At 57.0% G+C, this 21,261-nt stretch carries 20 protein-coding genes and 5 pseudogenes; 20 read left to right on the forward strand and 5 right to left on the reverse strand.

The window, feature by feature from the left end; all coding sequences use genetic code 11:
- The first annotated feature begins 66 nt into the window (after positions 1–66).
- The 7 genes and pseudogenes from ACK83U_RS19465 to ACK83U_RS19495 all read left to right on the forward strand — a co-directional run.
- Positions 67–720, forward strand: a complete 654-nt coding sequence (locus ACK83U_RS19465) for a sigma-70 family RNA polymerase sigma factor (RefSeq protein WP_412474968.1) — start codon at positions 67–69, stop codon at positions 718–720.
- On the forward strand, positions 717–1,367 hold the full coding sequence (locus tag ACK83U_RS19470) for a ChrR family anti-sigma-E factor (protein WP_112611387.1): 651 nt from the start codon (positions 717–719) through the stop codon (positions 1,365–1,367). Before ACK83U_RS19465 ends, ACK83U_RS19470 begins: the two co-directional genes overlap by 4 nt.
- A gap of 424 nt (positions 1,368–1,791) precedes the next feature.
- Positions 1,792–2,901, forward strand: coding sequence for a PAS domain-containing protein (locus tag ACK83U_RS19475; RefSeq protein WP_112611389.1), 1,110 nt, complete (start codon positions 1,792–1,794; stop codon positions 2,899–2,901).
- A gap of 14 nt (positions 2,902–2,915) precedes the next feature.
- Positions 2,916–3,320 (forward strand): response regulator, encoded by a 405-nt coding sequence (locus ACK83U_RS19480; RefSeq protein WP_112401218.1) that lies wholly within the window; start codon positions 2,916–2,918, stop codon positions 3,318–3,320.
- Positions 3,321–3,383: 63 nt separating this feature from the next.
- Positions 3,384–3,632 (forward strand): annotated as a pseudogene (locus tag ACK83U_RS19485) (IS6 family transposase); the annotation flags it as partial.
- A 538-nt stretch (positions 3,633–4,170) separates the two neighbouring features.
- A complete protein-coding gene (gene ltrA, locus ACK83U_RS19490) occupies positions 4,171–5,430 on the forward strand; it encodes a group II intron reverse transcriptase/maturase (RefSeq protein ID WP_112611032.1) in 1,260 nt (419 codons plus the stop codon).
- A 62-nt stretch (positions 5,431–5,492) separates the two neighbouring features.
- Positions 5,493–5,957 (forward strand): annotated as a pseudogene (locus tag ACK83U_RS19495) (IS6 family transposase); the annotation flags it as partial.
- Positions 5,958–6,034: 77 nt separating this feature from the next.
- Here ACK83U_RS19495 and ACK83U_RS19500 read toward each other — a convergent pair.
- Positions 6,035–7,699, reverse strand: a complete 1,665-nt coding sequence (locus ACK83U_RS19500; RefSeq protein ID WP_246712278.1) for a hypothetical protein — start codon at positions 7,697–7,699, stop codon at positions 6,035–6,037.
- 858 nt (positions 7,700–8,557) lie between these two features.
- Here ACK83U_RS19500 and ACK83U_RS19505 point away from each other — a divergent pair.
- From ACK83U_RS19505 to ACK83U_RS19525, 5 genes are all read left to right on the forward strand, one after another.
- Positions 8,558–9,415 carry a helix-turn-helix domain-containing protein gene (locus tag ACK83U_RS19505; RefSeq protein ID WP_112609633.1) on the forward strand — a complete coding sequence of 286 codons (858 nt, stop codon included), beginning with the start codon at positions 8,558–8,560 and terminating at the stop codon, positions 9,413–9,415.
- Between the two features lie 110 nt (positions 9,416–9,525).
- Positions 9,526–9,963, forward strand: coding sequence for a VOC family protein (locus ACK83U_RS19510; protein WP_112609635.1), 438 nt, complete (start codon positions 9,526–9,528; stop codon positions 9,961–9,963).
- A gap of 53 nt (positions 9,964–10,016) precedes the next feature.
- Positions 10,017–11,060: an ABC transporter substrate-binding protein gene (locus ACK83U_RS19515; protein WP_112609637.1), complete on the forward strand. Its 1,044-nt coding sequence runs from the start codon at positions 10,017–10,019 to the stop codon at positions 11,058–11,060.
- A gap of 7 nt (positions 11,061–11,067) precedes the next feature.
- The gene (locus tag ACK83U_RS19520; protein ID WP_112609639.1) at positions 11,068–11,856 is read left to right on the forward strand and encodes an ABC transporter ATP-binding protein; all 789 of its coding nucleotides are present in this window, start codon (positions 11,068–11,070) and stop codon (positions 11,854–11,856) included.
- On the forward strand, positions 11,853–12,620 hold the full coding sequence (locus ACK83U_RS19525; RefSeq protein WP_112609641.1) for an ABC transporter permease: 768 nt from the start codon (positions 11,853–11,855) through the stop codon (positions 12,618–12,620). The genes ACK83U_RS19520 and ACK83U_RS19525 overlap by 4 nt, the downstream gene beginning before the upstream one ends.
- Positions 12,621–12,870: 250 nt before the next feature.
- On the opposite strand, the gene ACK83U_RS19530 is transcribed toward ACK83U_RS19525, so the two are convergent.
- Together ACK83U_RS19530 and ACK83U_RS19535 are read right to left on the reverse strand one after the other, a co-directional pair.
- Positions 12,871–13,314, reverse strand: a complete 444-nt coding sequence (locus ACK83U_RS19530; RefSeq protein ID WP_112609643.1) for a hypothetical protein — start codon at positions 13,312–13,314, stop codon at positions 12,871–12,873.
- 84 nt (positions 13,315–13,398) lie between these two features.
- A complete protein-coding gene (locus ACK83U_RS19535; RefSeq protein WP_112609645.1) occupies positions 13,399–14,037 on the reverse strand; it encodes an alpha/beta fold hydrolase in 639 nt (212 codons plus the stop codon).
- Between the two features lie 192 nt (positions 14,038–14,229).
- Here ACK83U_RS19535 and ACK83U_RS19540 point away from each other — a divergent pair, with 192 nt between their 5' ends.
- Entirely contained in the window at positions 14,230–14,460 is a 231-nt protein-coding gene (locus ACK83U_RS19540; protein WP_112609647.1) for a hypothetical protein, read from the forward strand.
- Positions 14,461–14,604: 144 nt separating this feature from the next.
- Positions 14,605–14,931 carry a hypothetical protein gene (locus tag ACK83U_RS19545; RefSeq protein WP_112609649.1) on the forward strand — a complete coding sequence of 109 codons (327 nt, stop codon included), beginning with the start codon at positions 14,605–14,607 and terminating at the stop codon, positions 14,929–14,931.
- 78 nt (positions 14,932–15,009) lie between these two features.
- On the opposite strand, the gene ACK83U_RS19550 is transcribed toward ACK83U_RS19545, so the two are convergent.
- Positions 15,010–15,273 carry a hypothetical protein gene (locus tag ACK83U_RS19550; protein WP_112609651.1) on the reverse strand — a complete coding sequence of 88 codons (264 nt, stop codon included), beginning with the start codon at positions 15,271–15,273 and terminating at the stop codon, positions 15,010–15,012.
- A 273-nt stretch (positions 15,274–15,546) separates the two neighbouring features.
- On the opposite strand from ACK83U_RS19550, the gene ACK83U_RS19555 reads away from it, so the two are divergent.
- From ACK83U_RS19555 to ACK83U_RS19575, 5 genes and pseudogenes are all read left to right on the forward strand, one after another.
- Positions 15,547–16,227, forward strand: coding sequence for an HAD family hydrolase (locus ACK83U_RS19555; RefSeq protein WP_112609653.1), 681 nt, complete (start codon positions 15,547–15,549; stop codon positions 16,225–16,227).
- Positions 16,228–17,329: 1,102 nt separating this feature from the next.
- A pseudogene (locus ACK83U_RS19560) lies at positions 17,330–17,570 on the forward strand (methyl-accepting chemotaxis protein); the annotation flags it as partial.
- A 100-nt stretch (positions 17,571–17,670) separates the two neighbouring features.
- Positions 17,671–19,509, forward strand: coding sequence for a GGDEF domain-containing phosphodiesterase (locus ACK83U_RS19565; RefSeq protein ID WP_112609657.1), 1,839 nt, complete (start codon positions 17,671–17,673; stop codon positions 19,507–19,509).
- Between the two features lie 146 nt (positions 19,510–19,655).
- Positions 19,656–19,751 (forward strand): annotated as a pseudogene (locus ACK83U_RS19570) (IS6 family transposase); the annotation flags it as partial.
- Positions 19,752–20,199: 448 nt separating this feature from the next.
- The gene (locus ACK83U_RS19575; protein WP_112609659.1) at positions 20,200–20,694 is read left to right on the forward strand and encodes a histidine kinase; all 495 of its coding nucleotides are present in this window, start codon (positions 20,200–20,202) and stop codon (positions 20,692–20,694) included.
- 23 nt (positions 20,695–20,717) lie between these two features.
- On the opposite strand, the gene ACK83U_RS19580 is transcribed toward ACK83U_RS19575, so the two are convergent.
- Entirely contained in the window at positions 20,718–20,972 is a 255-nt protein-coding gene (locus ACK83U_RS19580; RefSeq protein ID WP_162708069.1) for a hypothetical protein, read from the reverse strand.
- Between ACK83U_RS19580 and ACK83U_RS19585 the strand changes: the two are divergent.
- Positions 20,868–21,248 (forward strand): annotated as a pseudogene (locus ACK83U_RS19585) (hypothetical protein); the annotation flags it as partial. The gene ACK83U_RS19580 and the pseudogene ACK83U_RS19585 overlap by 105 nt on opposite strands.
- Positions 21,249–21,261 lie beyond the last annotated feature (13 nt).

Below are 21,261 nucleotides of genomic sequence, written 5' to 3' on the forward strand. Positions count from 1 at the left end.
CTGATACGTGGATTTTTCTGGATCGGATCATGGGATCCAAGCGGCATTGCCCATCGTAGAAAGCGCATGAATGTTTCAGCACCGCCTATCGATAGCCGTGGCAAACAGAACAGCATCATCTCCTTCGAAAGGAGACGAGCGGTGACGACTTTGCACGAGCACGATCCATTGTCGCGCGAAGCGGTCAATCAACTTGTTCTGACGATAGCAACCCGTCAGGATCGTCAGGCCTTTGCCGAGCTCTTCAATTTTGCAGCGCCCCGGATCAAGGCGTTCATGATGCGCTCGGGCTCGACGGCTGAAATTGCCGAAGAAATCGCCCAGGAGGCGATGCTTGTGGTCTGGCGCAAGGCAACTTATTTCGATCCGGCGCGCGCCAGTGCGATGACATGGATTTTCACGATAGCCCGCAACTTGCGGATTGATTTTCAGCGGAAATCAAGGTCGTCAAATCAGCCGTATGGTGACGAAACTGAGGTCATGCAGGCTGCTGAACCCACGCCTGAAGAGATTTTGTTTATCAGAGCGGATGAAGAAAAGGTTCGCGCCGCGCTTCAGGCGCTGAGTTCCGAACAGGAAGAGATCATCAGATTGTCCTTTTTCCGTGATCGTCCTCACTCTGAAATTGCCAGGGAATTGGATTTGCCGCTCGGCACTGTGAAGTCTCGTATCAGGCGTGCGCTTGGAAAACTTAGGGATATGCTGGAAGAAACATTATGACGAACAAGCATCATCCCAGCGATCAGACACTCCTGCGTTTTGCTGCAGGCACGTTGCCGGCCGGTCCTGCGCTCGTCGTTGCCGCCCATTTGAGTGGTTGCCCTTTCTGTCAGAGGCGCGTGGCGATCTTCGAGGCCATTGGGGGTGAGATGCTGGTCCGGACGGACCCCCAGGCGCTTTCTCCCGAGGCTCTTGAACAAACGCTTGCGCGTTTGGACTTGGATCACAGGGCGGGTCGCACCGCGCCGCAGCCCTCACCGGTTTCCATTGATGGCATTATTCTCCCAGGCCCGCTAGCTGGCTGCAAAGTAGGACCTTGGCGTGCCGTGGGTCCAGGCGTCCGGCTTAGCCGTGTCGGCGTGCCCCATGCGCCAGAAGCAAACGTCATTTTGCTGAAGGTTAAAGCGAACAAGCGCATGCCGGCGCATGGGCATACGAACCTGGAGGTGACGCAGGTCCTGAAAGGATCGTTCTCGGATGGCGATAGTCGTTACGAGGCAGGTGACTTCGTAGAGGGTGACGATGAGACGGATCATAGTCCTGTGATCGGTAGCGACGGCGAGTGCATATCCCTGGCGGCTATCGAAGGACGTGTGCGCTTCAAGGGATTTCTTGGCAGATTGCTCGCGCCTATCGTAGGCATCTGATTGCGTTTGAGCGCCAGTGCTGGTGGAGAAGACAAATAGCCCCGGGAACAATACTTCTTGCCGATCATTTCGTTCTGGAATTCAACGGAGACCGTCATGTGTACTAACAGAAGATCAAAGTCACAAATTGGTTCGCGGCCAAAGCATCGCTCGTGGCTAGAGCGAATTTTTGTAAGTGTCGGATGTGGGATGCAATAGAAAATCTCTGGTCGGAAAGAGTAATCCGGCACAGTTTAGAGGAAAGTCGTCGATCGGACTTAGATGCGATTTAGGACAAGGAGCAAAGGTTTCATTTTGGTATTCGTCGGTTGACGATATGGCATGTCCCTAGATGCGGTGTCTTGGTTCCATGAACCGAAAGATTGCCTGCCGTTGAAATTAATCGGATATCCCCAATTTCGCTCCTCTAGGCACGGGATCGAGTATTATGGACCGAGATCAGGATCAGGAAGAGGCAAGGCGAGCCGGCGAACGGCTTGTAGCAGCTCACTCAAGCGAAGATCCGTTCGCTGCGGCGTTCAAGGCAACGCGCATGCCGATGATTATCACCGACCCAAACCAGCACGACAATCCGATTATATTTTGCAACGGCGCCTTTGAACGTCTAACCGGTTATTCGAACGAAGAATTGATCGGGCGCAATTGTCGAATTCTGCAGGGTGCGGAGACCAATCGAGAGACCGTTGCTGTCGTCCGCGATGCACTTGCCAACGGACGCGGTGTCTCGGTCGACATTTTGAACTATAGGAAGGATGGCAGCGCGTTCTGGAATGCATTGTTCATCAGCCCGGTATGGGATCAGCAAGGTAGAATTATCTATTTCTTCGCTTCGCAACTCGACTTTACGAACATTAGAAGCAGGGAGGCGGACCTAGCGTCCGCTCGTCACCAGGCCGAGGAAGCAGTCAAGGATCGTACGAACGATCTGCACGCAGCGCTGGCGGCCAAGACACTGCTGATTCACGAAGTTGATCATCGTGTCAGAAACAATCTTCTGACCATGGCTTCGATCGTCAAGATGCAATTAAGGTTGACGAAGGACCATGGCCAGCAAAATGCGCTGATGTCCGTGCTCAACCGAATCGAAGCGATAAGCACCGTCCAGCGTAAGCTTTTTACAACCAACGACGTCACTCGCTTTGACCTGGGTGATTTCGCGTATGAGCTCGTTTTGGATCTCCTCGGAGCTATCAAACGTGATGATATACGACTGACACTCGATATTTCGCCGGCTTATGTTCCTGCGCTGAAGGCGTCGCCGCTGTCGCTTATCGTGAACGAGTTGGTCGGCGATGCCCTCAGCCATGGGATCAGGGACAGCGGAGGTGACATTCATGTTGTCGTCAAACACTTCAACGGATGCCTCCTCATCAGGGTGGAGGATATATCGGAACCGGTTACCCCGGATGAGGTGAGCGCAGAATTGAGTCGGCTGCTTCTGGAGAGGTCGGCGCTTCAGGTAGGCGCGACAATCGAGCGAAAGTGCGAAGGGCGGCACACGACCGTGGACGTCACTTTACGGATCGAAATCTAGGAGGAACTACTGCTTTGAAAGTCATGATCGTTGAAGACGAAATGTTGCTTGCGATGGAGCTCCAATGGGAGATCGAGGCTGCCGGTCATACGGTTGTCGGACAGGCGGCAAGTAGCGCTCAAGCACTGGAATTTTTGGAAACGTCTCCACCGGAATTTGCTTTTGTGGACATCCAGTTGCAGGACGGGCCGAAGGGTATCGATTTTGGGCGAGCGCTTGCTGAAAGGGGTATCCCGTACGTCTTTGTCAGCGGCAATATCAAAAAGCTGCCGCCGGACTTCGCTGGTGCGATTGGCGCTATTGAGAAGCCCTACACAATGAACGGAATTGCGAACGCCCTTGAATATATATCGGCGGTTGTTTCCGGAGACAAGGACCGGCTGGCGCCGGCAAGTCTCGTTCTGGCTGTAGATTGGTGATATCACCTCACAGGGTGGCGTCGCCTTAACGGATTTTGCTGAGCGAAATGATATCCGACCAGCATGACCGAAGAGCCGCTTAACCATTACCGCCGCCATCGCTTTCCAGCCGAAATTATCGCCCATGCAGTCTGGCTCTATTATCGGTTTCTGCTGAGCCTGCGCGACGTCGAGGACCTGCTTTCCGAGCGCGGAATTAACGTCTCGTTTCAGACCGTCGCGGAATGGGCGGCGAAGTTTGGCCTCAAATTCGCTTATCAACTACGGAGGCGATGGCGCGGCAACCTTGCCGCCAAGTGGCACCTCGACGAGAGTATGCCGCGAGGCACCCACAGCAGTGTGGGAGCCGAGCTGCACGGAAGATGAGGGTATGGTCCCTCGAAGCCGACCGTCAGGGGTAGGTTTCAAACCACTGCAAGCTGCAACGGTAAAGAGCCGTGGTGGTGAGCGTTGCAGAAAAGGCGGACGTTAGTCCGTCAGGTGAGGTTTAGAGAGACGAGCGCAAGCGAACCGCTGATGACGTGTCGAAAAGTGCAAGATGATGTCGAAACCGGGAGGAATTCGTTAGCCCGGGACAAGTCTGGGGGGCGACCTGATTTCTGCCCAGGCGGCATCCGGCATGAAGGCGGCGTGACTCTTAACCAGGCTTTCGTGTGGAACGCGGGAACCTGTCGCTCCGATGTTAAGGGAGAAACCCAAGCCGGCGGTCCCTGCGAGGGTGAGATTACCGAAGCGGAGCACAGGGGCGGAGCAGCCCGTAGTAGTGCTGAAGGTCCTGTAATGGGGCTGGAGCGAAGGGGCTGCGTTGTTCAGCTCTGGAGCGTGGACAACCGGCGACGGGAGGATCCTCGTGGATAGAGCAAAGCCGTACGCGATCCCGAAAAGGGAGGTGTGGGAAGCATATAAGAGGGTTAGAGCCAACCAAGGAGCGGCTGGTATTGACGGCCAGACGATTTTGGACTTTGAGGCTGATCTTACGAACAACCTGTACAAGCTCTGGAATCGGCTGGCGTCGGGCAGCTACTTTCCGCCGCCGGTGCGGCGGGTCGACATACCCAAGAGCGATGGGAAGACGCGCCCGCTGGGCATACCCACGGTCGCCGATCGCATTGCGCAGATGGTGGTCAAACGCCATCTGGAACCGGCGGTGGAGCCTGAATTCCATCCGGATTCCTATGGGTATCGGCCCGGCAAATCGGCACTCGATGCGATCAGCGTGGCGCGGCAGCGATGCTGGCGTTACAACTGGGTTCTTGATCTCGATATCAAGGCTTTCTTTGATAGCATTGAACCGGACCTGCTGATGCGGGCTGTGCGCAAGCACACCGATTGCCCGTGGGTGCTTTTATACATTGAACGATGGCTGAAAGCGCCAGTGCAGATGCCGGACGGAAATCTCGTCGCCAGAGAACGAGGAACGCCACAGGGCGGGGTAATCAGCCCTCTCTTGGCAAACCTCTTTCTTCACTATGCGTTTGACATGTGGATGTGTCGGAATTTCCCGAACATTCCGTTTGAGCGTTATGCTGACGACGCGATCTGTCATTGTCGGACCGAGGACCAGGCGATGGCGCTTCGGAACGCTCTGGACGCGCGTTTTACTGATTGTGGGCTGACGCTTCATCCTGACAAGACCAAAATCGTCTATTGCAGGGATGAAAGTCGGCGAGGCACTCATCCGGTCTACAAGTTCGACTTTCTCGGCTACGCTTTCCGGCCGAGACTTGTGAGCAAGAAGGCCGGGGGCATGGGTGTTTCATTCGGTCCTGCGGCCAGTCCGACGGCGCTCAAGGCGATACGGGGCACGATCCGTAGTTGGTCCTTGCACCTTCGCAGTGACAGGGCTCTCGATGATCTGGCACGGATGTTCAACTCGTACATCCGCGGCTGGATCAATTACTATGGTCGGTTCTGTCCTTCAGCTCTCCAACCTACGCTCTGGAGTGTCGAGCGATACTTGGCCCGATGGGCCTCGGGAAAGTACAAGTCCTTGCGTGGGCATAAGCGGCGATCCCGGCATTGGCTTTTGCGCATCGCGCAGCGCCAACCTCGGCTGTTCGCCCATTGGCCTCTGCTTCATGGATACGGTCGAACAATGGGAGCCGGATGATGCGAGAGTATCACGTCCGGTTCTGAGAGAGCGTGGGGGTGAAATTCCCCTGCGCCACTCGCCTGGTCGTCTCGATCAAGGGCAGGAAATATTGGCTTTGGCGTGCCGTAGATCAGGATGGTTTCGTTCTCGATGCTCTGTTGCAAAGCCGGAGAAACAAAAAGGCAGCTCTTCGGCTGATGCGCAAGCTGCTCAAAGGGCAGGGCGTCATGCCGCGAGTGATGGTAACCGACAAGCTGCGCTCTTACGCCGCCGCAAGGGCTGAGTTGATGCCAGACGTCGAGCATCGCTCGCATAAAGGATTGAACAACCGCGCTGAAAATTCTCATCTTCCGCTGAGACGACGAGAGAGGCGCATGATGCGCTTCAAGTCGACGCGACAATGCCAACATTTCGTTTCAGCCCATGGCCAGATCGCCAACCTCTTCCACCTACATCGGAAACATCACACTGCCGCAGCCCACCGCCAACTCCGCGCCGATGCCGTCACAACCTGGCGTGAAATCGCATTGTCCAGCGTGCTCTGACGTTCGGCGCACAAGCCCCTCCTTCGGCTAGAATCAGTTAAGGCGACGCCACCCTTCTGAGCCACGACAGCGCGGCATCAGTGAAGATTTTCTTCGATGGTCTTGTAGCAGGTATCGCTATTTCCGATGTCAGCCTTGGTTAGCGGTTTCCACTCATCTCGATCAAAATCGAAATACTCAAGAAAGCAGCGACCAGCGTCGTAGCTGAACCATTGAGCCGCAAGCAGGCGACTTTCGAGACGATAATCCAACGTGAGATACATGTTAGCTTCGCCGCCGCGCGGAAAGCTCGCCGGCTGGCCAGTCTTGTTGTCGGCGACGATCGCGAAGGAGCATCCCGTTCCGCAGCCGATCTGAATAAGGGTGTAGTGCCCCGCAAAGTTGGGTCCTTGGCGCATGCCATCACGGATGCGAGTTCTGAAGGAATTGAACTCGCGGTCTCGCCCCTTGAAGTCCGGTAGCATCGTCCTTCCGGCAAATCGGCCTGAGGTTGGAAAGTCGGCCGGGTTTTTCCGCACGACACTCGGTGCACCTGATGCGTTGGCGCCTGCAGCTATTTTCGGAGACGATGGGACGTCACATGCATGCCAGTCCATTTGATAGCCATACTCGCCTTCGCGACCAAAGCACCAGCCGACGGTCTGAAGCTTTGCTGCGATGCGCTCGCGTCGGTCACAGGCTGCCAGAGTGTCAGTCGAATCTCCACTACCACCGCGGCATGTTCCATTTTGCTCTTGCCACTGCGCTATCAGGCGGATCGGTGCGGAGGCTCCCTTATCCGCCTCGTTGACCTTTCCACTCTCCGATATGATTGTTCCGGTCTTCACATCCCAGACGAAGGCGAACTCCGCAGTTCCCGACGATATGCGATCGCCGGCGCGCTTTGCGTACCAATCGACATTTCCGTCGATCCTACAGGTATCGGAACAGCTGATCTTCAGAGACTGCGGCTTTTCGCTGTATGCCCGTATCGGCCATCGTGTCGCAAAGTCGCGCTTTGCAGTGACCACCTCCGCTTTGGGTGTCGCTTTCCCGTAGAAATCCACGGTCTCGCCATACGTCTTTTCCATGAATGCAACGGCTTCGGTATTCCCGCCAGACCATGCGTCGTAATAGGCAGATATGAAGGCCCTGGCCTTTTGCTCGGTTGTCTGTGCTGCAGGTTCCTGCGATGCGGAAGAGGGAGGCGCCGGCACAGCCGCTCCTGCTGCGGTAAACTGGCCAGCTATATCCTTCAGGTTGCCGAAGGTCACGCCATAGCTCTGCATCTCGCTGGCGGTGAGATACCGCATATCGTCGCTGGGTACGGAGAGGCTGACCTGGAGCAACTTTGGATCGACGCCCATCTCCGTAAAATACGACATGATTTGTGCCGTCATTGTCTGTATCGCAGCTACGGCTGTGGGACTGTCGAGCCCGGCCCCTGGCGCAAACGAAGATTGATGAACACCGATGGCGCCCGGCTCTGCTTGGCGGATCAGCCCGCCGACGAATGCCAGCGTGCAGGCGGATGCGCATTGGCTGGCACGCAGCTGAAACGTCGCCAGCCCGAGCGACCGGATCATCCTGCCGTAGGCCATCGCTGCAAGGATGTTGCCGCCGTTGCTGTCAAAGGTAACAGCCTTGGCGCCGCTTGCTGCGACCTCCCGGGAGAGCTGCTGAGGATCATCCGACTGGCTGAATTCACCCTTCAGAAGAAGAACGGGAGCCGCGTTTTCTATTGGTATCCTCTGTATCGTCATGTCTGCATGCGCCGCGCCGAACAAGGTTGCGGATGCGATGATGGCCAGAACGGATCGACGCAGCAACACCGGTACTCACCCCGAAAAACACCAGATGCATGTTATCGCATCAACTGTAACGCGCAATACCGAATGCGATACATCGCCTCTTCGATGGATGCCAAAACTGGGTTGGAGAATTGCGCACGGCCTCTATCCCGAAAAATCTCCGAGAGTTGTATTTAGCAGTCCTTCCCAAGCGAAACCGTGATCGGTAGGTCGTTGGAAGCCGTCGGCCTCGGGTCGGACATTCCATCGACGCTAGGGCGATGCGTGCTATTGGAAAACTTGAGGAGGGAAGCACTTTCTAACCATGGGGCCGTTGGTTCGAATCTGTTCAAGGCGACGCTTCAGCCTGAACCTTTGTTAAACAGGGGAATCGGAAGCGAAGGATCTCGGCGACGGCATCTTCTCGGCTGCTTCCGCGCTACGGATCGGTTTCTCAAGCTCATCTTTCAGGCGTTCGGCATCCATCGGCAGACAATAAAATGGCCTGCCGCGTTCGAATCTGCAAATTCCGAGGCAATCCGCTCTCTGATTCCGAAATGATGTCGCCCCCCAATTCCGAGAAATAGCCGCCCCCTCGTTCCGAGATGATGCCGCCCCTTGTGAATGGATGTGGGGTGGGTGGTTAGCCCATCTCCAATGGCGAAGCCGAACATCTCTGGCACGTGGAATGGCTGGGACTGCTCCTCGAACGGGATGGAGTTCCCGCTACGCTGCACGCCTCCGCACGCCCGCTGCATTCCGGCAAGTGCGCCTCGGCATCAGCTCCACATGGCGCGAAACTTGCTTCTCCAAATCCGCAGGAGAACCGCCATGCCAGACATAGATCCGCAGATTTTCTCGATAAGCCGTCCCGCGCTTGCAAACTACAGGGCGTTCGTGCAGCGCAACATGATCGTCGAAACCTACCGCAGCGAAGCTGGCCAGATGATTTCGAAGGGTTCTCTTCACCGGATATCGATCAATCGCACCGCCCATGGCCGATATGCCTACCGATTCGGCAGTGGCGCGTTTCGAAAGGTCGATCGACCGGCTTTTACTCTGGGCTTCCAGCCCGCAAACGTGGCGCTGGAAGTCGATGGCGATGCGTCCGACTATATCTCTATCTTCCAACCCACGGCGCTATACGAAAGTATCGGCGGCAATGACTTCGACCCCGACTGTCGCAACGAAGAAGGGCTCAGTGCGATCACCGATCCGACTACCTTGCAGGTCGCGCTCTCCCTTGCACTCGCCATCCAGGCCGACAGCAGCGATCCCTTGCTGATGGAACATCTGGGAACTGCGCTCGCCTGCTGCGTCGTGAAACTGCTGGGGACTGGCCCCACCGCGGGCAGTCCGCTGACCTCGGGCAATCTTCGGCGGGTGATCGACTATATAGAGGGCCTGCTCGGCAAATCCGATCTCAGCATCGAGGAACTGGCCGGCGTCGCCCATATGAGCCCTTTTCATTTCAGCCGGGAATTCAAGCGAACCACGGGCGTGGCGCCGCACCGCTTCATTCTGGAGCGCAGAGTCGAGCGGGCGAAACTGCATCTTGCCGATGGCAAGCGGCTGCTCACCGATATCGCCTACGCGACGGGCTTTTCAAGCCAGGCGCACTTTTCCAGCGTCTTTCATCGCCTGACCGGCATGACGCCGAAAGAATACCGGCGATCGGTCCAGCCGTGAAGCGGCCCTTGTGGGACGGCAAGTCAGCAGTTTCAGGAAAAAGCTTAGCAGGAATATGAAAGCCAGACGGCCCGCGACCTGCGAGTCTCCCTCTATCAGGAGACCGCATCATGACAGCATTTGCCCAGCTCAACCCCATTACCGACATCTGCTTTCTGGTCGAGGATATCGACAGGGCCACAGCATTTTATGTCGAACGGATGGGCTTCAAGCCCCGCCGCCGGGCGCCGGGCTTTGCCGATTTCAGTTGCGCAGGCGTAACGCTGGCGCTCTGGGAGATCGGCCATATCGCCGAGAACACCGGCGTCTCAAGCCTTCGAGCACCCGCCGGCGTGCATAAGGCCTGCGCAGCCGTGGAGCTTTCCTCGCCGGCCGCGGTCGACACGGCCTATGAAGAACTGAAAGCCGCCGGCGTCGTCTTCCAACGGCCGCCGCAGGATTATAGCTGGAACGCCCGCTGCTGCTATTTCGCCGATCCGGACGACAATCTCTGGGAACTTTATGCCTGGGCTGATGGCGGCCCAATCGGCGATATCGATCGGAACTAGCCGGCGGTTTGTCCCGCACGCCATTCAAGAAACAAGAGGGGAAGGCAAGAACGATGACAGAACGCACAAATCCGACAATGCCAGGCCGTCGCACTATCCTGAAGGGCGCAGCCTTCACGTTTGCCGCAGCGGCCGCAGGCATCAGCCTGCTTACCCCCCGCGACTCGAAGGCGGCCGCCAAGGTGGTCGTCAAGTATGACTGGCTGATGAGCAACGGCCAGATCGGCGATATCGTCGCCGCCAAACAGGGTTTCTTCCAGGCGGAAGGGCTGGACGTGGAATTCTCCCCCGGCGGTCCCAATTCGGCGACGGTGCCGCCCGTCGTTACCGGCCAGGCGCAGTTCGGCCAGTTCTCGGATTCCGCTCAGCTCCTTCTCGCTCGCGCCTCCGGCGTTCCGGTCAAGATCTTCGCCTGCGGCTTCCGCATGGCACCCTTTGCCTTCTATTCGCTGCCGAAGGCGCCGATCCGCACCGTTCAGGACATGGTCGGCAAGCGTATCGGCATCCAGCCAACGGCGCGCTACGTGCTCGACGCTATTCTGCTGAAGAACAACATCGATCCCTCCAGCCTCACCATCACCAATATCGGCTTCGACATGACGCCCCTTACCACCGGCCAGGTCGGCGCAGTCACCGGCTGGATCACCAATACTCAGGCGCTCTCCATCATCGGCCCCGACCGTATAGACCTTATGATGAAGGATACCGGCCTGCCGTCTTACGCCAATGTCTATTTCGCCACCGATGACGCTCTGCAAAACCATGCCGATACGCTGGCGGCCGCTCTACGAGCCATCGCCAAGGGTTGGGCGTGGACGCATGAGCATCCCGAGGATGCGGTCAAGCTGGCGGTCGAAGTCTATCCCCAGCTCGATCTCGCCATCGAACTGAAAACCGTGCCTCGCATTCTTTCGCTCAGCTTCGACGCTGCGACCGGCAAGGATGGATGGGGCATTTTCGATCCCGCCGCCATTGCCGAACAGATTTCCGTCTATGACAAGATCGGCCAGTTCAAGTCCGGTGCGCCGAAGGTGGAAGACTGCTATTCCACCAAGATACTGGACATGACGGCGGCCGATCGCCCCAAGATCGCGTGAGGGATCGTTGCCTGAAGCATCTGCCATCCGAGCAACCGGATTGTCCCTGGGTTATGCTGGGGCAGGCGGCCCCGTGCGCGTCCTCTCCGGTGTCGATCTTACCATCGGCAAGGGAGAATTCCTGACCATTCTCGGCCCCTCCGGATGCGGCAAGTCCACCCTTCTGCGGGCGGTGGCGGACCTGCTGCCAACCATGGACGGCAACCTGTCGGTATTCGGACGGACGCCATCCGAAGCCCGAAATAGCAGAGAAGTCGCCTTCGTCTTCCAAGAGGCGACCCTACTGCCATGGCGCACCGTCCGGCAAAATGTTGCGCTGCCGCTGCAAGTCGGGAGGAAAAGCGTCTCGCGCCCGGTCGAACCGAAGCCGGATCATTGGCTCGACCTCGTCGGCCTCTCCCACCTCGCTGATCGCTATCCGCACCAGCTTTCCGGCGGACAGCGCCAGCGCGTCGCCATTGCCCGAGCGCTGCAGTGCGAGCCGGACGTGCTGCTCATGGACGAACCCTTCGGCGCCCTCGACGAGATCACCCGCGACCGCTTGAACGATGAGCTGCTGACCATCTGGCGCAGGACCGGCGCGACCATCCTGTTCGTGACCCACAGCATCATCGAGGCCATCTATCTCGGCGGGCGCGTGCTCGTGCTGGCCGCCAATCCGGGGCGGGTCCAGGCGATGATCGACCTTGCACCGCTTAAGGATGAAAACGGCTTCTGCCGCCGGGAGAGTGCCGACGTCCAGGAGACCGCGGCCCATCTGCGCCGGCTGCTGCAGGAAGGGAGCCTTCCGGCATGATGCAGTCTCGTCTGTCCATGACCGAAACGGCCGCCCTCCCGTTGATCGGTGCCCTGTCGCTGCTCGCCGCCTGGCAATGGCTGGTGCCGGCGCTCGGTGTTCCCGCCTATATCGTGCCAACGCCGGCCGCCGTGCTGCGCACCTTCGCGACGGAATGGCGCTTCCTCCTGCTGAACGCCCTGCCGACCTGGGCCGAGGCAGCGCTCGGCTTTCTGCTCGGCAACGTCCTCGGCGTGCTCATGGCCGTCGCCTTTGCCTACAATCCACGCCTGCGGGCTGCCTATTTCCCGGTCGTCCTGCTGTTCAACACGATCCCCGTGCTCGCGCTCGCGCCGATCATCATTCTGATTTTCGGCTTGGGCATGTTGCCGAAGGTCATCATCGCAGCACTCCTCTGCTTCTTTCCAACCCTTGTGAACACGGCACAGGGCCTCAACCTCGCGACGGCCAACGAGCTGGAGCTGATGCATGTGCTGTCAGCTAGCGGTTTGGAAACATTCTGGCGGCTGCGGGCGCCGCGGGCAGCGCCGCTACTCTTTGCTTCGTTGCGCATCTCCGCCACCACCTGCGTCATCGGCGCCATCGTCGGGGAGTGGATCGGCTCGAATCAGGGGCTGGGCGCCGTCATCATCCAGTCGACCTTCAACTATCAGGCGGAAAGGCTTTTCGCCGCCGTCGTTCTCGCCTCGCTGTCCGGCATTGCCTTCTTCGCCCTCGTAGCCCAGATCGAGCGGATGTTTCATCGGCTCCAGCCGGGTGGATAATTGGGCGGCACGAGCGCGGTCGAGGCCGGCGGCCATCTCGTATCGCCGCCCTTCGTCGATTGTGAATAAGGATTAAAGAATCACCCCGTCGAGAAAGCGCTTAAGCTGCTGAAATAGATTTGACGTTCCGAAATATTGGCGGGTTGCGATCGGCGTCGGTCATGACCCTGCAAGTCACCTGCTTTTGCCATTAATTTCAAATCGTTGTCGGGACTTTCAACAGGGTCAGTGTTCCGAGCCTGATCAGAGTCTATAGCTCAAATGTGGCACCCCAGCTGGTAATCGGCCAATGGTTGTCGCGTCGTTGGGCAACAGTGAAATGGAAATTGCTGAGCAGTTTCTCTCCAAAGAGCCACACCGTCTCGGTGAACTGCGGTCGAGTAACCTCCAGTCCGAGATTGAAGGAGGGCATGTTGTCCGACTTAAACATAAAACCGGCCTCAACTCTCTCAGGAGTAAATGGCGTGCGTACCCAAAACGACACGACTGCAGGCCATCGCATTTTTGTTTGCGGCGTGAGCACTGCTGCACCGACGATAAGATAGGTGAATTCTACAGACATCGCTGGGGGGCCTGGTTGGACGTGCTGCCCGATAGACCCGGAGGGCCTTTTGGCAAACTCGCCGCTCCAGTGACCGACTTCGACTTCGGGCCAACCAATTTTACTTGGTTCCGCTTTTACACGTTTCGCCATACGTGACCTCACCGGGTAGGGACTTCTGCAAACCAGGCGTAAATGCGGCTACTCAGTCACCGGTCAAGGCTAACATTCGGCGGCTTACGGTAGCCCGTGGGCCCATTTAGCTACGTGATCGGCGACTGTCGTGATATGCTCTGCAACCGTCAGGCCGGAAACAGCCTTTCTCGGCCGAAAATCGTGATCTCCATCTTCGAGCCACAGAATTTCGATCATGCTGGAAAGCGTGTAGCCCGAAACCTCCTCTCGCGATCCGAATAGATCACGTGTGCCCTGGCAGATGAGGGTCGGGGTCTTCATTTCCGCGAGATGGTCTGTCCGCAAGCTGTCAGGTTTTCCGATGGGATGGAACGGGTAACCCAGGCAGAGCAGTCCGGAGATCTTTCCGGTATCGTAGAGGTCATCCGCGATCATGCTGGCCACGCGACCGCCCATGGATTTGCCCGCGATGACGAGGGTTCCTCGCGCACCGAGTCCATCGATCACAGCTTCATATTCCTGCTTCAGGAGTTCGGCGCGTGGGGGCGGCGACCGTTTTCCGGTGGAACGTCGTGCTGCCATGTAATCGAACTCGAATCGGACGACCCGCAGGCCCTGATCGGCAAATGCGGACGACATGTTTTCCATCCACATCGTGTCCATTGCACCGCCCGCTCCATGAGCGAGAACGATCGTGATCTTGGCGTCTTCAGGGCCGGTGACGAGGAAGTCGTGTGGCATTCGGGTTCTCTTAGTTCGAGGCACTCCTGTCATAACAATGGGAGAGCCGCTGGAGAAGAGGCGGTCGCGATCTACGCACCGACAGCAAGAACGATCACCCGTGGTCGTGGCATCGATTTGTCATCGATGCGATCACATCCCGGATCTAAAGTGGTTCTCACGCCACACGAGCTAAGACACGGGTGAAGCAGCATGGACGATCCAGTTCGGAAAGCAATATACGCCGGGATTGTCAGCGTCTGTTTCTCTGACCCGGCAACTGGCGCGAAGCTGAGCCGTTTGGAGCTTCGGCAAGGGGTCGACACGCGCAGAGCATTCGAAATCGGTGACGGTGCGCTCATATATAGTCGAGAACACGTGAAGGCTCTGACGTTTGCTGGCGTGAAAGATGCATTGCTGGCTATTGCCGAGAATACGCCTTAACCGAGGTCGGTCAGATCAAATCGGCTCATGGTGAGGGTGAACTAGAGTTCGGCATATTGTCGAAGCTGCTCGCTGGCATTCGCCCCCAAATCGCGGATATCATGGTGGGCTGCCAAGCATTCGCCGAGCAAGGGAAGAGCCATTATGGGTGGTATCAATATTCATTGTCCACCATTCGTCGGACGCGACAAATCCGGGACGCCGTTTGAGGCCGTGTTGGCTGAGATTTCGGAAGGAGCCGGATCTGAAGTCGAGAGTGTTGTTCGAGCAGTTAATGAGGCGCTTGAGATAGCGAGCGATCACATTCTGATTGCGCCAGCCGATGCGGCCAAGCTTTTAGATCCCTTGAGAGTTTGGATAGAACGCATGCCAAACGACCCTCGACCGCTCTTCAGCGAATGCGCAGAGGACCTGTTGGAAGCCTGTCGCGCAGCCGTCTCGAATGGTAGACCGGTCGCGCTGGTTTGGTAATGCACTGTTCTGTGCGGGCAAGCTGAATCGCGGTGCCTCTTCAGTGGTCCTGCCGAAGGCGCTTTTTATGCTCCGCGCCTACGAAGCCTTACTTGCGGGATGCACCGAGATCTTCGCCAGTTCCACGGCATCCCGAGAGAGCCACTGGTGGGTCGAAATTGCAGCTTGAAGCTCCGGAAGCGTCCGGTTGCCTTCCCTGAACAAGGTGACAACGGTGGCGGCCGCGATTTCGTACTCCGGGGCGGCACGGTCGATACCGATTGAAGTTCGCCACTCCTCGAGTGCCTGGCTGATGATGTCGAGTTCAACGGATCCGAACGTCGCATTCACAAAGTCTCTCATTGTCTCTCCCGAAAACAAGCGGCAGAGAGATGGGAGCCGCCATGGCCAATGTCAAAGGGAAGACGAAGATCGAGTGGCTGTAATCAAATATTCACCATGACTTGCGAGCTTTACCGCGCCACGCAGTTGAATACCCGGCAATCGGGCAGGTATTGGTTCTGCGTCACCTGCCCAGCAGGCCTGTCACCGCTTTCAAATTTCTCCGCGTTGACGAAGCGGCTTGTCATAAGCATGGATTATGCAAGGCGAGTGACTGAGAGTTGAGGGGGCGGCGTGGTGATAAAAGCAATCCTGTTCGACCTCGACGAGACACTGTTGGATCGGCGTTCAACGGCAGCTGAATTCTTGCAGATGCAGTATCGTGAACTGGTCGCCGGGCAGTTCGGTGACGCTCTGTCGCAAGATCAGTATGCAGCACGCTACTTCAAACTCGAAGAAGAAGGCCTCGTAAAAAAGTCCGACCTTTACCCTGCGCTTGTCGCATCATTCGGATTACCTGCTGAGTTGTCAGGTCCGCTCCTCAATCATTTCCGTTTGCGTTATCCCGAAATGGCTCGCCCGATGAACGGGGCACGTGAAGCTCTTCAAACCCTCCGGAAGGTGGGCCTGCCTTGTGCGATTATCAGCAATGGCGAGGGGGGCGTCCAGAGGAAGAAAATTGAGGTAGCCGGTCTCGCAGACCTGATTGAATTTGCTCTCATATCCGGCGAAGTAGGTATTCGTAAGCCCGATCGTCAGATTTTTGAAATGGCTGCAGAAAGGCTAGGCCTGCTTCCTTCGGAATGCGTGTTCGTCGGAGATAATCCGACGGCGGATGTGTTGGGGGCTCTGAATGCGGGAATGAGTGCGGTGTATTTCGGGGAAATCGAAACATGGCCTCTCGAACTGCCCGAGCCAGACTACGCCTGCAACTCTTTGGGTGACGTCGTGGCGCTCATAGCGACTCTCGAATAAGGTTGGCCGGGAGCGTCAGCGGAGCTTGTCTGCATCAACCGGTTTTCTCAAATATCGCTGACGAACCACGTCATCCATTCTCCAGATTTCCGCAGGTTTGAAGCCGCAGCTCTCACATCCAACGCACACACTGAAGCGAGCGTGCTCGACTACGGAGCGTTGGCAGGCACATATAGGCACGCTGGCGGCATAACGTCGATTGTCGCGTTTGGCGATGATGGTCTAACTTTGCAAGTTGGATCGCTCAATCCAGTTCCGCTGGTGCCAAGTGGTGAAAGGACCTTCAGTTCGCCTGCTCCTGGCCTTCACGTCTCCTTCTCGCAGGCTGGATCTCCTGGAATACCTGCGCTCATCCTTCGCCAATTCGGGTCGGAGTTTCGTTTGCAGCGTGAAGCGCTCGATCGACATAAACTTTGAATCTAGCCGTCCAACCACCGATGTTCTGGGTTGCTTCAAAAGCGGTGAGGGGAATGCGAATGCTATCGAAATGGAGCGTCATCACGCGACTGGCACTCGTCTCGGGTCTGCTGGCAATAAGCGCAAGCGGGGCAGCCAGGTCCGCGTCAGTGACGTCTGCCGCCAGAGCCCCGCGTGCGAAGCCTGGCCCGAGAAGGATCAAGACCAAAGCAGGTGAATAAGCCAGACCCTTGAAAGTTCGCCAAATGCAATGCTGAACCCGCTTCGCGCGGGCTTTGTCTTCGCGAAGCTTGGAGCCAGTCAAAAAGGGCTGGCCGCCTACGCCGGCCTGACGACCACAGTATCCTCCGGCACAGGCATCCGCCCATCCTACGCGCAGTTCCAGCCACCGTACTGGCAGGTTCCTCGCCGCATCGGGCGGAAAGCCTTGATCGAAGGAGCGGCGGCACGATTGACGCGAACGCACCGGAACGCCAGTAGCACCAACCCAAACGGGTAGCTCAACTAAACCAATGGTAGACGCTAATATTCTAATTGCCGGCCTGAATGCCACCCTCGGGTCGGACAGTGCAGCGTCCGACGGTTGCCCCTTATATTGCCGTCGGACGCACCCCTCGCGATATAGCCCTTTCCTCATCGGTGCTTCCACCACACGCTGGGGTCGATGTTCTATGGCTCAGAGTTGCTCCAGCAGAGCATGCAGCTCGTCAGCGATACCGGACGGTCTCGAGACCATCGTGGCGGAGGTGCAGGAAATCAAGCGCCATGTCTCCGCAATCGTGGAATCAGCTCAAGAGCAGTCTTCCGGGCTTCAGCAGATCAACACAGCCGTCAATCAATTGGACCAGGATACGCAGAAGAACGCGGCTACGGTCGAAGAGGCTATAGCTGCAAACTACAGTTTGGCTAACGAGGTTCGAACACTGGAAAGCTCCCATTTAGCAAAAACCATTGAATTTCTGCCCGGCGATAAGTAATCTGCAACCTTAGCTAGGTTCAATGTCTTCCAGCCGCATGGAGACATCAATGTTACTGGGCCTGCAGAACATCATCCTCAGAATGGTTGCGCAGGGCGACGAGCTCCAAGCGACCTTGGAGAGACTTTGCGTCGAGGTCGAGCACCTCCTGCCGGGCGCTGTTGCATCGGTACTAACCTTGGATGATCAGGGACGCCTACACCCATGTGCTGCGCCCGGCTTGCCTTTAAGCTACTCAATGGCGCTTGATGATGTCGAAATCGGGCCGGCTGTCGGTTCGTGTGGGTCTGCGGCATTTTTTGGCGAAGCGGTGATCGTTGATGACATCGAGCGAGATCCTCGATGGGCTGATTTCAAGGCCCTCGCATTGCCGCACAGCCTCAGGGCATGTTACTCGAGCCCGATCTTTGGTAGCAAGGGCAAAATCCTTGGCACATTCGCGCTCTATTTTCGGTATGCGCGTGCACCGTCTTTGCTTGAGCAAGCTATCGTAGAAAGCTGTTTGCCGCTTTGCATGATTGCGCTGGAGCGGCACGAGCGTTTGCGGGAGCACCGCCGACTTGCCTTCACCGACATCCTGACCGGGCTACCAAATCGCGCAAGGTTCAACGTCGCGATGGACGAAATGTCGCCGGGCGACTGGGCGCTTCTGCTTGTCGACGTCGACAACTTGAAGATCGTCAACGACACATTCGGCCATGCGGCGGGCGACGACCTGATTGCATCGGTCGCACGAGGGTTGCTGAGCGTCGTCAGCCCTCGAGCCGTCTATCGTCTGGGGGGCGACGAGTTCGCAATCGTCCTTGATCCCGCTTCGGTCACTGAAGCGGAAGAAATCGCCACTGAATTTGCCCGGAAGGTCCATCAGCCGACTATATGCGCCGGTCATACGGTGTTTCCATCTATCACCGTCGGAATCGCGCATTCTGAGCAAAGACATTCGACTGAAGAAATCCGCCATCTCGCCGACCTCGCCCTTTACCATGCAAAGGATACAGTTCGCGGCGGCTTCGTCACCTACGACGCGGCTCTGACTTCGACAATCGCAAAGCGCTACGAAGTTGTGCAGACCGTCGCGGCGGCCTTGAGGGACGAACGAATCGAAGCTTGGTACCAACCGATCGTCCGCATCGATACCGGAGAGATCGTCGGCGTCGAAGCTTTGGCGCGCCTACGTCTGGCGAGCGGCGAAGTGTTGCCGGCCGCCGTTTTCCATGAAGCAACGAAAGACGCCCATGTGGCGGCATCCCTCACACGCTTGATGATCAACTGCATTTCGAAGGACGTCGGTCACTGGCTTAGATCGGGCATTCCAATCCAGCATGTGGGCATCAATCTCTCAGCCGCGGATTTTCAATGCGAGGATTTTCCGCAGAGTCTCCAAGCCGCGTTCGAACGAGAGGGAGTTCCGCTCCATCATGCAATTCTTGAGGTGACCGAATCCGTTTATCTCGGCGGACGAGATCAGATCGTTGCCAAGAAGATAGCCGCGATGCGTGCGGCTGGCTTCAAGATTGCGCTGGATGACTTCGGCACGGGCTTTGCCTCGCTCACACACCTGATCACAATCCCGGTCGACCTGATCAAGATCGACAAATCGTTTACCGATCGTTTGGGTGACGATGATGTCGGCATAGCAATTGTCGAAGGCATACTCCACATCGCCAGGCGAATGGGGGTCCCTGTGGTCGCGGAAGGTGTGGAAACCCCAGCGCAGGCCGACATACTCCTGGCCCGTGGCTGCACCCTTGGCCAAGGCTATCTTTATGCCAAGGCGATGCCCGCGTCCGAAATGGCTGTGCTGCTCCGGACCCACGGTCAGAAGACGGACAAGGTCGTCGGTGAAAAGCCACAGGACGGCCTCCGGCACGTTGGCCGGTCGCGTTGACGGGGCCCGTGCGCGGCAAGTCGATCCTGCTCAGACAGAATGGCTGGGTAAGAGGTTTGCGTGCTGCTGACCGAAGGCCGGTGGCACTGTTGCAAAAACCGCGTTGATGTCCGAAAGAGGGCCGCAGATTTTCAGCGAGATTTTTAATGAACGATTTCAAATGGCGTCATTTTGAGGGCGTGATTATCCTTTGGACGGTGCGATGGTATTGCCGCTACGGCATCAGCTACCGTGATCTCGAGGCCGACCGCAAAGAGACGATCAGGCCCAACTTTGAAGATTGCCGCGAGCATCTCCTTAATTGCCTCCGTGGGGCCGGCTGAGGTCGAGATTCTACCAGGCCCTTCCCCCAAAAGTTACCTCGGCAAAGGGCGGACAGGACTGTGAAATTCTTTGTTATTTCCCACCGACTCCGGGCTATCGCAAGATGGGAATTGGCCTGAATTCTTGTAAGAAATTTCACATCCGAGGCCTAAATATCATTACATACTTATCAAGTATGAGAAAACGGCCAGCGATTAGAAATTGTTCTGTTGTTTAGCGTGTCAATAATAACTGAATATATGTCGGCTTGGATTATTGCAGTTAAATTTGCTACTTTGTTTGGCAAAATGGTTAAGATCTTAACATGTGCATTTAGAAGTCTCATGGCCGTCCTTTATATCGGTTTTAAGTTCTAAGGATTCTACCATGAAGAAAATCTTTGCATTGGCCCTGCTTGTATTAGCGTCTCCTTTCGGGGCGCAGGCCGCGACCTTGACATTTCCCGGTGACAAGCCCGTCGCAAGTATCACCATTCCGGATAGCTGGAAGCCGGAGGAAACCGACGGTGGCGTCCAGGGAACCTCCGACGATTCTGCGGTCTACCTTTCAGTCGAGGTCGCCAGCGGCAAATCCATGGAGAAAGTTGTTACCGGTGCAATCGATTTTCTCGCAGAAAACAAAGTAACGATCGACCCATCTTCCCAAAAGGAGACGCCTGCAACCGACGTCAACGGTATGCAGATGGCCACCCTGGAATGGGATGGCAAGGATGAAGACGGTCCCGTTAGCGTCGGCTTGCTAATCGCGCAGGTGAGCGCTGACAACGCTCTCGTCGTGACGTACTGGGGAGACAAGGGCGAGGAAGATAAGCACGATGCTGAAGTCAAGGCGATCATCGCCTCGATCAAGCCGGTTGAGTGACCGTATCTATGGCAGCGGTGAAGTTATCGCCGCTGCCAATGGGTTGTCGAATACCGCCGCGAGTTGACCTTCTGGGGGGGCGGATTAAAAGTTGGACTGATTTTCACGTTAAGGCCGAGACTTTTTCGGTATTCGATGGGGCTGAGATGATGCAGGCGTAGACCTTCAACTGGCTGTTCGGCGGTGCCAGCGCCGGCAAGGTTCGTTTCCTGATAGGCTCGTCGGAGACGATAGGCACCGGCGTCAATGCCCAGCTCAGGCTCAAAACGCTCCAGCATCTCGACGTCTCGTGGTTGCCATCGCAGATCGAACAGCACGAGGGACGTATTGTCCGCCAGGGCAATCAGCATGAGGAGGTCGATATCTTCGCCTATGCCACCGAAGGCTCGCTTGCCGCCTCGATGTGGCAGAACAACGAGCGCAAGGCGCGGTTCATCGCCGCGGCACTCTCCGGCTTCACCTCGATCCGGAGGCTTGAGGATATTGGCAAGGGTACCGCCGACCAATTCGCCATGGCCAAAGCTATCGCGTCGGGCGATGAGCGGTTGATGCAATGATGGGCCGGTC

It is taken from the genome of Rhizobium sp. WW22 (genome assembly GCF_047041135.1).
GTDB lineage: Bacteria > Pseudomonadota > Alphaproteobacteria > Rhizobiales > Rhizobiaceae > Rhizobium.